The sequence below is a fragment of the Novosphingopyxis iocasae genome, from assembly GCF_014334095.1.
GTDB classification, from domain to species: domain Bacteria; phylum Pseudomonadota; class Alphaproteobacteria; order Sphingomonadales; family Sphingomonadaceae; genus Novosphingopyxis; species Novosphingopyxis iocasae.
Genome location: NZ_CP060495.1, coordinates 1,377,380 through 1,389,867, shown reverse-complemented (window position 1 = coordinate 1,389,867; position 12,488 = coordinate 1,377,380). Strand labels below are relative to the sequence as shown.

At 62.3% G+C, this 12,488-nt stretch carries 10 protein-coding genes and 1 tRNA gene; 7 read left to right on the top strand and 4 right to left on the bottom strand.

Annotated features, from left to right (window positions below):
- Positions 1-48: 48 nt before the first annotated feature.
- The 6 genes from H7X45_RS06570 (at position 49) to H7X45_RS06545 (ending at position 4,867) form a co-directional block, all read left to right on the top strand.
- Positions 49-1,503 carry a coniferyl aldehyde dehydrogenase gene (locus H7X45_RS06570; RefSeq protein ID WP_187337018.1) on the top strand — a complete coding sequence of 485 codons (1,455 nt, stop codon included), beginning with the start codon at positions 49-51 and terminating at the stop codon, positions 1,501-1,503.
- A gap of 83 nt (positions 1,504-1,586) precedes the next feature.
- Positions 1,587-1,671 (top strand) — tRNA-Leu (locus H7X45_RS06565).
- A 28-nt stretch (positions 1,672-1,699) separates the two neighbouring features.
- Positions 1,700-2,752 carry an AI-2E family transporter gene (locus H7X45_RS06560; protein ID WP_187336702.1) on the top strand — a complete coding sequence of 351 codons (1,053 nt, stop codon included), beginning with the start codon at positions 1,700-1,702 and terminating at the stop codon, positions 2,750-2,752.
- A gap of 76 nt (positions 2,753-2,828) precedes the next feature.
- Positions 2,829-3,461: an N-acetylmuramidase family protein gene (locus H7X45_RS06555; protein ID WP_187336701.1), complete on the top strand. Its 633-nt coding sequence runs from the start codon at positions 2,829-2,831 to the stop codon at positions 3,459-3,461.
- Entirely contained in the window at positions 3,380-3,577 is a 198-nt protein-coding gene (locus H7X45_RS15300; RefSeq protein WP_187337017.1) for a peptidoglycan-binding protein, read from the top strand. Before H7X45_RS06555 ends, H7X45_RS15300 begins: the two co-directional genes overlap by 82 nt.
- Positions 3,578-3,727: 150 nt before the next feature.
- Positions 3,728-4,867: an alpha/beta hydrolase gene (locus H7X45_RS06545; RefSeq protein WP_187336700.1), complete on the top strand. Its 1,140-nt coding sequence runs from the start codon at positions 3,728-3,730 to the stop codon at positions 4,865-4,867.
- 98 nt (positions 4,868-4,965) lie between these two features.
- Here H7X45_RS06545 and H7X45_RS06540 read toward each other — a convergent pair whose 3' ends face one another.
- The 3 genes from H7X45_RS06540 to H7X45_RS06530 are packed head-to-tail and all read right to left on the bottom strand — an operon-like array spanning position 4,966 to position 7,959.
- Positions 4,966-5,277: a hypothetical protein gene (locus tag H7X45_RS06540; protein ID WP_187336699.1), complete on the bottom strand. Its 312-nt coding sequence runs from the start codon at positions 5,275-5,277 to the stop codon at positions 4,966-4,968.
- Positions 5,274-6,704: a UdgX family uracil-DNA binding protein gene (locus tag H7X45_RS06535; RefSeq protein WP_187336698.1), complete on the bottom strand. Its 1,431-nt coding sequence runs from the start codon at positions 6,702-6,704 to the stop codon at positions 5,274-5,276. Before H7X45_RS06535 ends, H7X45_RS06540 begins: the two co-directional genes overlap by 4 nt.
- 13 nt (positions 6,705-6,717) lie before the next feature.
- Complete coding sequence (locus tag H7X45_RS06530; protein WP_187336697.1) at positions 6,718-7,959, bottom strand: putative DNA modification/repair radical SAM protein; 1,242 nt, start codon at positions 7,957-7,959, stop codon at positions 6,718-6,720.
- A 280-nt stretch (positions 7,960-8,239) separates the two neighbouring features.
- On the opposite strand from H7X45_RS06530, the gene H7X45_RS06525 reads away from it, so the two are divergent.
- Positions 8,240-11,293 carry a TonB-dependent receptor gene (locus H7X45_RS06525; protein WP_187336696.1) on the top strand — a complete coding sequence of 1,018 codons (3,054 nt, stop codon included), beginning with the start codon at positions 8,240-8,242 and terminating at the stop codon, positions 11,291-11,293.
- Positions 11,294-11,420: 127 nt separating this feature from the next.
- Here the strand turns inward: H7X45_RS06525 and H7X45_RS06520 are convergent, their stop codons facing one another.
- Positions 11,421-12,473, bottom strand: a complete 1,053-nt coding sequence (locus H7X45_RS06520) for a DUF2332 domain-containing protein (protein ID WP_187336695.1) — start codon at positions 12,471-12,473, stop codon at positions 11,421-11,423.
- Positions 12,474-12,488 lie beyond the last annotated feature (15 nt).

Sequence of the window (12,488 nt, the reverse complement as noted above, 5' to 3'; positions counted from 1 at the left end):
CTTCGTGGGTTAGGCTTTGGCGAAACCCATCAGGAGAGAGCCATGCCGATGACCGAGGAAGACGCCCAGACGCCGAGCCACAGCGATGCCGAAATGCGCGCGCTGCTGGAGCGGCAGCGCGCCGCCTTCACCGCTGCGATGCCCGAAGATCTAGACGCGCGGGAGAACCGGCTCAATCGCGCGATCTTCCTGCTGACCGAAAATGCGGACTGGTTTGCCGAGACGATATCGGAAGATTTCGGCCATCGCAGCAAGGAACAGACGCTGCTCACCGATATCGGCCCGTCGGTGAACGCGCTGAAGCATGCCAAGAAGCATTTCCGCCATTGGGCGCGCGGTGAAAAGCGCAGCCCGATGTTCCCGCTCGGCCTGCTTGGCGGGCAGGCGCGGGTGGATATGATGCCCAAGGGCGTGGTCGGGGTGGTCGCGCCCTGGAATTTCCCCGTCGGCATGGTGTTCGTGCCGCTGGCGGGCGTGCTGTCCGCGGGCAACCGGGCGCTGGTGAAGCCGTCCGAATTTACCCCGCTCACCTCCCGCCTGATGGCTGAGCTGGCCCAGAAATATTTCCACGAGGAAGAGCTGGCCGTGGTCACCGGCGGGCCGGAGGTCGGCAAGGCTTTCACCGCGCTGCCGTTCGATCACATGATCTTTACCGGCGCGACCGGGGTGGGCCGCCATGTCATGCGCGCGGCGGCGGACAATCTGGTGCCGGTGACGCTGGAGCTGGGCGGAAAATCGCCCACCATCGTCGGCCGTTCGGCGGACCGCAAAAAGGCGGCGGAGCGAATCGCGCTCGGCAAGATGATGAACGCCGGGCAGATTTGCCTGGCGCCCGATTACGTCATGGTGCCGCAGGAGCAGGAGAGCGGCTTCATCGACGATCTGACCGAAAGCGTGGCTGCGCTATATCCCAAGCTGCTCGCTAATGACGATTACACGTCGGTGATCAATGGCCGCAATGCGGAGCGGCTCGCAGGCTATCTCAATGACGCGCGTAAGAAGGGCGCGGAGCTGATCGAGGTGAACCCGGCGGGCGAGGATTTCTTCAATTCCAACGGCAACAAGATGCCGCTCACTCTTCTGCGCAACGTCACCGACGATATGGCGGTGATGCAGGAGGAGATTTTCGGGCCGATTCTTCCGGTGAAGACCTATCACCGGATCGATGAGGCGATCGATTATGTGAACGCGCACGATCGCCCGCTCGGCCTCTATTATTTCGGCAGCGACGAGGCGGAGGAAGCGCAGGTGCTTGGCCATACCATGTCCGGCGGCGTCACCGTGAACGACGTGCTGTTCCACAACGCGATGGAGGATCTGCCTTTCGGCGGCATCGGCCCGTCCGGCATGGGCAATTATCATGGGGTCGACGGCTTCCGCACCTTCAGCCACGCCCGCGCGGTCTATCGCCAGTCGAAGCTGGATGTGGCCGGAATGGGCGGCTTCAAACCGCCTTATGGCAAGGCCACGGCCCGGGCGATCAAGGGGATGCTGAAGGGGTAGGGCGGCTTTTGATCTGCGATAACAAGCAAATCATTGCCCTTCGCCCGCGCGGTCCCTAAAGCGCTGGACCTGTCGCCGCCCGTGCCCCTGTGGTGGAATTGGTAGACGCGCTCGACTCAAAATCGAGTTCCGAAAGGAGTGCCGGTTCGACTCCGGCCAGGGGCACCATAGCGGCAGGCGTATCGAGGGGCCGGCAATGAACAATCTCACCAAAGCCGATATCGTCCGCAGCACTCTGATTGTACTGCTGCTGGTCGGCATTGCCATGTTGCTGGTGCAGGTAACGACAACGCTGATGCTAATTGCCGGGGCGATCCTTGTGGCCGCGGTAATCCGCGCCTTTTCCGATCCCTTGCAGCATCGCGGCGTGCCGGAAACCCTTTCCGTTCTGCTTGCGCTGATCATCATCATCGCGCTGCTGAGCGGCTTCGGCTATCTGTTCGGCCACTCGCTCAGTACGCAGTTCGACAATCTGGGCTCGCGGCTGACCGACGCCTACAACATGGCGCGCCAGTGGCTGGCCTCTCAGCCCTTCGGCAAGGCGATCCTTTCCTCCACGCCCGACATCCAGAGCTATGTCGGTCAGGCTCTTACCGTCGCCTTCGGTGCGATCGGCGTGATCACCAATCTGGTGCTGGTGATCGTCGGCGGCATCTATCTGGCACTCGACCCCGGCCTTTATGCGCGTGGTACCTCGAAACTGTTCCCGAAAAAGCATTCGGGCCGCGTGTTGGAGGCGCTGCGCGAAAGCGGGGCAGTGCTGCGGCGATATCTTGCCGCGCAGCTGATCACGATGACGGCGGTGGGATCGCTGGTCTATATCGGCATGCTGATCGTCGATATCCCGTCGGCAGGCGCTCTTGGCCTCATCAGCGCGCTCACTAACTTCATTCCGCTGATCGGGCCGTTCATCGGCGCGGTGCCGGGCATCCTGATCGCCTTCGCGGACGATCCGCACAAGATCATCTGGGCCGCGCTGGTCTATCTCGTCGCGCAGCAAATCGAGGGCAATGTGCTCACGCCGATCGTGCAGCGGCACGCGGTGGCCATTCCGCCGGCGGTGCTGATCTTCGCGCTGGGCGCCATGGGCACGCTGTTTGGCACCATCGGCATCGTCCTCGCCGCGCCGATTACGGTGGTGATCTACACGCTGGTGGCCGATCTCTGGTCGCGCGAGACGCTGGGGCATGAAGTCGATACGCTGGAAAATGCCGGTATCGACGATGACAGCGAGACCGCTTCCGAGTGATCGCGTGCATTTGCCGCATGCAATGTAGGGAATGATTTTCTAGTATTTCGAACCTATTTGGTTCGAGGAGAAGATCATGGACTTCCGGGGAAAGGCGCAGCCACTCAGCTTGGGCGCGGTGGCGCGGGCGGCTGCGGCACTGCATTGCGAAGAGGCGGCGATCCACGCGGTGATCGCGGTGGAAAGCCGCGGCGGGTTCGATCGGCAGGGGCGGCCGAAAATCCTGTTCGAACGCCATTATTTCCACCGGCTGACGAACGGCCGGTTCGCCGCCAATCATCCAGACATCAGCGCGCGGCAATGGGGCGGCTACGGGCCCGCATCGCGCCAATATGATCGGCTGGCCCGCGCGATCGCACTCGACCGGGAGGCGGCGTTGCGATCGGCGAGCTGGGGCATGTTCCAGATCATGGGCGACAATTTCGCCGCCGCCGGGTTCACCGATGTCGAGCCGATGGTCGCTGCCATGATGGAGGGCGAGGACCGGCATTTGCAGGCCTTCTGCGCGTTCGTGACCGCGCGCGGCCTGGCGGACGCTTTGGCCCGGCGCGATTGGGCCGCTTTCGCCCGCGGCTATAACGGTCCCGCTTATGCCGCAAACCGCTACGACGCGCGTCTGGCACAGGCATATGCAGCGGCCAGCGGCGGCCCCTGCGCCGCGGAAGCGAAGGCGCCGCGGTCCGCGATCTCCAGACGCGGCTGGGCCTGACCCCCGACGGCCATTTCGGCCCCCGCACCGAAGCCGCCGTCCGCGCCTTCCAGCGCACGGCAGGCTTGGCCGAGGACGGCGTGGCAGGACGCGCAACGCGAGAGGCGCTCGGCTGAGTGGGCGGTCAGGGAACAAGTAAATTTGTGAAAGCAGCCTCAGACTGCTTCGCTGACATTAGATGGGTTGTCACTTCCACCTGAACCCGGTCGTTGCGAGAGAACGATTCCGAAGGCTAGAGTGCGTGCGATTTCCCGGGAGGAGGCAAAGTGTTCAACAGGTTTTTATTCTCGTATCTGCTGCTTCCGGGGATGGCCTTTGGTTCTCCCGCAATGGCGCAACCGGAAAGCGATCATGCGGTACTTTCCGATCCCGATGGAACTCCGATCGTCATCGGATCGGTCCACCGTATTAGCTCGACCGTCTATGGCGACGAGCAAATCGTTACCGTGCGACTGCCGAGGGGATATGCGGATGACCCGAAGCGGCGCTATCCGGTGGTATTCTCGGTCGACGGCGGGCCGGACCAGGATTTTGAACTACTTTCCGGTATTGCCGCCGAAGCCGAATTCTCGACCAGCTTCGAGCCCTTCATCCTGATCGGTGTAAAAACGAAGGATCGCTATAGCCAGCTTACGCCGGATTGGACTCGGATTGATCCGGAGCGTCTGAGCGATGTGTTTGGCGATCGTATGGTGCCGGGTGGGGCCAGTCAATTTCGACGCTATCTCGAAACCGACATCATCCCGTGGGCGACCGGACGCTATCGGACCGGGCGCAAAGCGCTGACATCGGTGTCGTTGGGCGGTCTGTTCGTCATCGATACTTTTCTGGCAACTCCCGAACTGTTCGATGATTATATCGCATTGACGCCCAGCGTTTGGTGGGACGGCGGACGGATCGTGGACGAGGCTGCTGCGAAGCTGGCCAAACAGGATGCCTCGAACCGCCGTATCTATTTCACGATGGGCGACGAAGGCGTCGGAAACCGAAACGGCCTATGGCTGGAGACGCTGGTCGCGGCGTTTGAGACCTCAGCGCCAAAAGGGCTCAAATGGGCGTTCGTAGATCGCTCTTCCGAAGAAGAGCATAGAACGATGGCGTTGACGGGTTGGCTCGATGCGTTCCGCACTCTCTATCTCACCCCTTCGCGGAGCGGCAATCCGCTGCCCCTTGTCTACGAAGATTTTGAGGCTCCGACCTACTCCGCCGAAGCACGCGCCAACATCGATGCGGGAACTTGCCGACATGCAATTGCAACCGCCGTAACGTTTGAGGAAAAGAACAGCGCCCCCGCAGCGTATTACGGTCGCTGTCTGCTGATGAAGCCAGGTCAGAAATTAACTGCAGGCAATTTCGCGTTAGGCGAACTCGGTCTTGACGAAGATCTAGAAATAGTCCCGGAATGAGGAATGTCAGCTTCCAGTCTTTTGATCGGGAAAGCTGGCGGTCGCAAACTCACCTTAGTCCCCGACACAAACTTCTTATTCAAGCGCCGGTTCGCCGCTTAGCCCTCCCGTTCTGCCCACCAGTCGGCATAGGGCGTGTTTTCCACCTTGTAACGATTGTAATCCGGCGCGCCGTCGTTCCACCAGACGGGGCCGCGTTCGCCTAAAGCCCGCTTGGCCTCGTCGACGCGGCGGCGGTGGGCGGTGACGTCCGTGCCGTCCTCGGCTTGGCCGATGGCGCGGCGGGCGTCCATGAGGGTGCGGACCAATGCCTTCTCGCGCTCCGGCTCCAGATCGGGGCGGGTGGCGCGCCATAGGGTTCCGTCGACTACGATATAGCGCCCGTCCGGCGTTTTGGGCGGCTCGCTCATGCGGGCAGGGCGCTTTTTGCCAAGGACAAGTCGCGCACCAGTTTTTCAAACTCCACCTTCTGCCCCGCGCCGTCCGGCAGGCGCAGAAGATAGCTGGGGTGCACGGTGATCAGCAGCTTGGAAGATCCGATATAGTCGATGAGCTGGCTGCGGTTGCGTGATATGGTGAGTGTCTTGCCGGTCAGTGCGCGCACTGCGGTGGCACCCAGCGCCACGATCACCTGCGGCTCCACCACCTGCCGCTCCTGCTCCAGCCACCAGCGATAATATTCGATATCGTCATTGCTGGGCTTGGAATGGATGCGCCGCTTGCCGCGCTGGACGAACTTGAAGCGCTTCACTGCATTGGTGACATAAGCCTCGCCGCGGTCGATCTGCGCGGCGGCGAAGGCGCGGTCCAGCAGCTGGCCGGCGGGGCCGACGAAGGGGCGTCCGGCCTGATCCTCCTGATCGCCGGGCTGTTCGCCGACGAACATCATCCGGGCATCCTTCGGCCCTTCGCCGGGCACGAGCCGATCGGAAAAATCCTCGCGCGGCCAATCGTTTGCCGCGCGTAGCGCGTCGTAGAGCGGCTTCAGCCCGTCGAATCCGCCGCTGGCATGAGCAGGCGCCTGCGTCTCCTTCACCGCAATGGCGGGGGCGTTTTCGCCGTCCGGCGAGGCATTGTCGATCATGGCGTTCATCCGTGCTTCCGCCTCGCGTGTGAGGCCGGGGATCAACGCGGCTTCGGGCAGGTTTTTCCAATATTTTGCGGGCATTTCTGCCATCATCGCCTTCGTCTTCAGCCGAGCCGGATTGAAAATGGAGGCGTAATAGGTCTTCCATTCGCTCTCCACCGCATCCTCCTGCGGCACATCGGACTTCTGCCCGCCGGGGCCGACCTCCAGCTTTTTGCCGTCCCAGGCAATGCTGGCCTCCGGCGTCACGATCAGCCAGTTCATCCCGGTGAAGCGGTTCTGGAAGAATTTCGCGACTGCTTCGGTGATGTGATGTTCCGGCTCGAACCAGGAAACGAAGCTTTCGCGCCCGTTTTCCTCGCCCACTTTGCGGAAGCGCACGAAGGCGTGCATCTTGTGGATGTCGCGGCGCACCGATTTGGCGAGCGCGCGCAGCGTGTACATGTCCGGATCGGCCGGGTTCTGATGGATTTTCGGCTGGGTCTGCGCGCGGAACACGATGCGATAGGCGAGCGCAAACCGCTCCGGATCGCTGTGGAGCAGCGCGGTCTGGATATCGCCGAGCAGTTCTTTGGAAATCACCGGCTTGCGGTCGCCCGGCGGGGGGATGGGGTCGCCCTCGTCGAACAGGGTTTCGGTGCCGATGTTGAACTCTACACGGGCGGGAATCACGCCCGCGAGCAGCAGTTTGCGCGCCGCCTCGCGCCATCCGGCGATATCGGTTTGGGAGGCGAGGGCGATGCGGATCATGACGGGGCCGTCCTCACGCCGCGAACAATTCCATCTGCCGGGCGGGGCGGACCATCTTGCTGCGCAAGTTTGCGCCATCGAGCCAGCGGCCCGGATGCCAGTCCGCCGCGATAATCCAGGCCCGCATCTTCTTCGTGGACCGGCACAGCCGTTCGACATCGGCCAGACGTAGCCGCCCGAACCGCCGCGCACGCAGGATTGCGCCGACGCCTTTGGTGCCGAGGCCCGGTACCCGCAGCAGCATCTCGCGCGGGGCGCGGTTCAGATCGACGGGGAATTGATCGCGGTTCATCAGCGCCCAGGCGAGCTTGGGATCGACCTCCAAATCAAGATGGCCGCCCTGCGCGCCGCCCAAGATTTCGCTCACTGAAAAGCCATAGAAGCGTAACATCCAGTCTGCCTGATAAAGCCGGTGTTCGCGCATCAGAGGTGGTGCGGCGAGCGGCAGGCGCTTGCTCGCGTCGGGGATCGGGCTGAATGCGGAATAATAGACGCGCTTCAGGCCGACGCCAGTGTAGAGCTTCGAACTGGTCTGAAGGATCGCGGCATCGTCCGAAGCGTCCGCGCCCACGATCATTTGCGTGCTGTGCCCGCCCGGCGCGAACAGCGGTGCCTTGCGGCTTTTGCGCCGTTCCACCTTCGCTTCGGTGATCCGGCCGGAAAGGTCCGCCATGGTTTTGCGGATGAGCGGCCCGCTCTTTTCCGGTGCGAACTCCTCGATTGCCGCATCGCTCGGCAGTTCGATATTGATCGACAGCCGATCGGCATAGAGCCCCGCGTCGGCCAGCAAATCCGGGTCAGCCTCCGGAATGGTTTTCAGATGGATGTACCCGCCGAACTTATGCTCGATGCGCAACTTCTTGGCCACCTGCACCAGCAGTTCCATCGTGTAATCGGGCGAGCGAATGATGCCGGACGAAAGGAAAAGCCCTTCGATATAATTGCGCTTGTAGAAATCGAGCGTGAGATCGACGACCTCGTCCACCGTAAACGCCGCGCGGCGCACCCCGCTGGACGAGCGGTTAATGCAATAATGACAGTCGAACATGCAGTAGTTCGTCAGCAGGATTTTCAACAGCGAGATGCACCGGCCGTCCGGCGCGTAGCTGTGGCAGATGCCCATGCCAGTCGTTGACCCGATGCCCCCGGTCTTGCTGCTGCCGCGCTTGATCGAACCCGATGACGCGCAAGACGCGTCATATTTCGCGGCGTCCGCGAGGATTTCGAGTTTCTGGGATCGATCGAGCTGGGCCATGATGTTCGCTCAATGTTCTAGACCCGCCCGGGTTGCGCTGCAAGCGGCAAAGAAAAGTCCCCTCATGTTTCTTCGCCCGGCCAGTAGGTTCAACGGAGCAGAAAAATGGCCCGGTCTGTAGCCACAGCGCAACAAGTGAACCGCACTTTCATTTTTTCGGTACGGAAAATGCTGAACGCTCTGGACAAAGGTGGATCGCGATAGGATGAATGGGGACGAAGCCGCAAAAACGGCCATCCGCCTCGATATCGGGGCGGCACCAAATGGGAGAGGATGAACCATGCGTAAATCGCTGTTGCTTGTCGCGTGCGCTGCCAGCGCCTTGTCTGTGCCTGCCTTCGCGCAGCAGACGCAGGACCCCAGCACGGAAATCGACGCCGCACAGGGTGTTCTTCCAAACCAGGCCGATGCGCAGGAAAGCCCCACCGATACCAATCAGGCCAATTCGCAGGCGCAGCAAGTGGCCCGGTCCGCGCCGCTGTACGGCGATATCGTCGTCACCGCGCAGCGCCAGTCCGAGCGGCTGCAGGACGTGCCGATCGCGGTGTCCGCCTTTAGTGAGGAAGCGCTGGCCGCGCAGCAGATCGACAACGCGCTCGATCTGCAGGCGAGCTTGCCGAACGTGGTCTTTTCCAAGGGCAACTTCACCACATCGTCCTTTACAATCCGCGGCGTGGGCGATCTTTGCGTAGGCTTCTCCTGCGACAGCGCGACGGCGATCCACTCCAACGATATCCCGCTGCTTTCCACCCGCCTGTTCGAGGCGGAGTATTTCGATCTGGAGCGGATTGAAGTCCTTCGCGGGCCGCAGGGTACGCTGTTCGGCCGCAACGCGACCTCCGGCGTGGTTAACGTCATCACCGCCAAGCCCGATCTGTCCGGCTTCCACGCGGCGGGCGAGGCTGAATATGGCAATTACAACTCGATCCGCCTGAAGGGTATGGTCAACGTGCCGCTGGGCGACGTGTTCGGTGTGCGGCTGGCCGGCTATTATCTGAACCGCGACGGCTATACCTTCAACGAGTTCGACAACAGCCGGATCGATGACCGCGATCTTTATGCGATCCGCGGCACCGTGCGGTTCGAGCCGAGCCCGGACACCGTGCTCGATATCATCGGCTATTATTTCCACGAGGACGACAACCGCTCGCGCATCCAGAAACAGCTCTGTAACCGCGACGTAACGGCCATCCTCGGCTGTTCGCCAGACCGGCTGGAATATGAGACGACAAACGGCAACGCCACGCTGGGTGCGGCCCTGTCTTCGCGCCAGCTGTTCGCGCTGCAATCGCTGGCGCAGGGCGGGGTGCTCGGCAATCTAGGCATTGCCAACCTCACCAATCGTCCGGACATCTTCGCCGGTACGGTGAACCCCAGCGATCTGCGAACGGTGAATGTCGATTTCACGCCGACCTATTTCGCCGAAGAATATCACATCCTCGGCAAATTCTATCAGCGCATCGGCCAGTTCGATTTCACCCTATCCGGCGGCTTTACGCATGACGAGGTGGACAGCAGCGTGGATTACACGCTGGCCACATCCGATCCCTTCTCGGCCGAAAGCTTCGCCCGCGCTAATGCCGCCGCGCAGCTTTTCCCCAATAGCGTGGGCGCGGTGCTGCAGAACAATCAGCTTTGCGCATCCTATCCGGGCAGCGACCTGGTCGGTCAGTTCGGCGGCAACCGTTTCGGCTGCTCTACCCGCTCGATCGATTTCGACCGTTCACGCTCCAGCAGCGATCAATGGTCGGTCGAAGGCAAGATCTCGTCCGATTTCGACGGGATGTTCAACTTCCTGCTGGGCGGCATCTATGTCGATCAGAAGGTGAGGAACGGCGATTATTTCGTGGTTTCCACAGGCTTGGAATATGGCTCGGCCGTGCTCGGTGCGGCCGGTGGTGGAGACGGGCTTTTCCTGGCTCCGCCCTATTTCGCCAACACCGTGGGGCGCTACGACCTGAAGAGCTACGGCATTTTCGGCGAAGCCTATCTGGAGTTTACCGATCGGCTGAAGCTGACGGTGGGAGCGCGCTATTCCAACGACCAGAAGACGGTTCGCGCACGCAGCCCGATCCTGGACGTCATCGGCGCGATCGGTACCACCAGCTTCGATCAGCTGATCGGTTATCCCGGCTATGACGCCGACCCGTCGATTCCGGGCAACCAACCCTTCCGCGACACCGAAGTCGGCTTCGACGACGTGACCGGGCGCGTGGTGCTCGATTTCCAGGCGACGCCGGACAATCTGCTCTACGCCAGCTATTCGCGCGGCTACAAATCGGGCGGCGTGAACCCGCCGGTAAACCCCACGCTGAATGCGCCCGTCACCTTCGCTCCGGAAAATATCGATGCGTTCGAAATCGGTTCGAAGAACACCTTCGCGAACGGCGTGCTGCAACTGAATGGTGCGGCGTTCTACTATAGCTACAAGAACCTGCAGATCAGCCGCATCCTCAACCGCACCTCGTTCAACGACAATACCGATGCGGATATTTACGGCGCCGAGCTGGAGGCCATCATCCGGCCGACTCCCGAGTTCACGGTCAACCTGGGCTTCAGCTATCTGCAGACGCGGATCAAGGGCCTGAACCTCACCGATCCGCGCGATCCTTCGGGCGGCCGTCCGGACGTCACCATCATCAAGGATGTGGCGAGCGCGGCGAACTGCGTGCTGATCCCCACGGGCGGCGTCAGCGGCGATGCGCTGGTTTCCGTGGTGAACGGCTTCCTGAATGCCGCGAGCGGACCGGCCAATGGCGAGGCGCTGTTCCGTCCCGGCACGACGCCGGTTCCCGGCACCAATGCGCGCGGTGCGATCTCGTCTTGCGATCTGCTGACCGCAGCGGTGGCAGGCGGCGCTCCGGCCCCGCTGAACGCGCTACTCGGCAGCATCTTCGGCCCCGGCCCGCTGCCCTTCCAGCTCGATCCCGCCTCCAGCGCCCCGCTGCTGCCCACGGGCGTGACGCAGGATCTTACGGGCAACGAACTGCCCGGCGCGCCGAACGTCAAATTCTCGGCCGGTGCGCAATATGTCATCCCGTTCGATAATGGCATGAGCCTGCAGCTGCGCGGAGACCTGGTCTACACCGGCGGCTATTACGCCCGCCCGCAGAATCTGGAGATCGACAAGATCGAAGGCTATGCGCTGGCCAATGCGCAGATCCAGCTGAACGGCGACCAGGAGCGCTGGTTCGTGCGTGGCTTCGTGCAGAACCTGTTCGATAACAACGCGATCACCGGTCAGTATCTGACCGATCCCAGCTCGGGCCTCTACACCAACGTCTTCACCGTAGAACCGCGCCGCTACGGCATCGCAGCGGGCTTCAAGTTCTAAGGCAGCGTTAGAGCGCAAATGGCAGAGGGGCGGGCTTCGGTCCGCCCTTATTGTATTGGAAACCTAAATCAGACTTAATCTGCGAACCTGCAATGGAGCGACGCGCTGTTTCTGCCTTGACCGGAACCTAAAATGTTCGGTGATGCCAGTCGATCCACGCGCCATAAGCGTGGCATGTGGCAAGGTGGCGTTTGGTGCCGCTGGGCCAGCTCGTCAGCGAGAGGTGAACGGCATCGCGCGCAGGTGTCCATTCGAAGCTGATGCGAGCAAGCGGGCGATCGGCAGTCGCGCGTGCACCCGCGCTTACAAAAGCCTCTTCCACAATGGCGCGGGAGGGACCGTCCAGATATTGCAGGGCCATCGAATGGGTGACCACCCGGCATGTTCCCTCATCCTGCGGCGCGGCCAGGATTGCGGGAAGCCAGTGCGTGATGTCGCCCTGATCCACCTGAGGGGGATGGGCGCGTGCGATGCGCAGCGCTTCCGCAAGCCGGCGGGAGCGGCCGTTTTCGTCCGCCCAGACATAGGCCATCAGCCGCTCGCAAGCCTCCAGATCGGTGACGTCGAGCGGGCGCAGGTCTACGCCGCGCGCGGACCGGATCGTCACCGCACGCGGTTCGGGCGACGGCCCGTGCCACGCCGGCGCTATCTTGACCGGTGAGGCAGGATTGCCAACCCGCTTACCGCCCAGATCGAAAGCATAGCGATCGAGATTGAGGTTGAGCCCCGCGCTCGTGCCCAGTTCGTACAGATCGACGGGTAGGCCGACCGATTTGTCGAGCACCATCAGCGCCGCCATGATCGCGGCGGTTCGGCCCACTTCGTTGGTTTGCGGCGGAAAGCGCATCCATATCGCGATCTCGCCGTCCGCGGCAGCCATCGCGTCACCGATCACCCGGTCGAAATCGCCATCATAGGTGCTGTAGAGAAGGCTCAGTGCGGCATCGTCGCCAGCACGCGCCAGCGCATGCAGCGCAGCGTTGAAGCGCATCGCCAAGGCATCGGCCGCGCGGTCGCTCGGCCAGGCGGCGATCAGCGCTGCAGTCTTCGGCGCGCGCAAGAGCTGGCGTTCGCCGGCTTCCAGCACCGCTGCCACAAAGGGCGATCCCATCGCGCGGACCGCCACCGCCTGACGCGCGAGCGGCCCCATCTTGTCCCTGGGACGAACGCGCTCGGTCATTTCACGAACTTGGTC

What these genes read in the sequence shown, in the direction of transcription:
- H7X45_RS06530 (WP_187336697.1), bottom strand. Translation starts at nt 7,959, where the DNA reads ATGGCCCAGCTCGATCGATCCCAGAAACTCGAAATCCTCGCGGACGCC.
- H7X45_RS06520 (WP_187336695.1), bottom strand. Translation starts at nt 12,473, where the DNA reads ATGACCGAGCGCGTTCGTCCCAGGGACAAGATGGGGCCGCTCGCGCGT.
- H7X45_RS06570 (WP_187337018.1), top strand. Translation starts at nt 49, where the DNA reads ATGACCGAGGAAGACGCCCAGACGCCGAGCCACAGCGATGCCGAAATG.
- H7X45_RS06560 (WP_187336702.1), top strand. Translation starts at nt 1,700, where the DNA reads ATGAACAATCTCACCAAAGCCGATATCGTCCGCAGCACTCTGATTGTA.
- H7X45_RS06540 (WP_187336699.1), bottom strand. Translation starts at nt 5,277, where the DNA reads ATGAGCGAGCCGCCCAAAACGCCGGACGGGCGCTATATCGTAGTCGAC.
- H7X45_RS06535 (WP_187336698.1), bottom strand. Translation starts at nt 6,704, where the DNA reads ATGATCCGCATCGCCCTCGCCTCCCAAACCGATATCGCCGGATGGCGC.
- H7X45_RS06555 (WP_187336701.1), top strand. Translation starts at nt 2,829, where the DNA reads ATGGACTTCCGGGGAAAGGCGCAGCCACTCAGCTTGGGCGCGGTGGCG.
- H7X45_RS06525 (WP_187336696.1), top strand. Translation starts at nt 8,240, where the DNA reads ATGCGTAAATCGCTGTTGCTTGTCGCGTGCGCTGCCAGCGCCTTGTCT.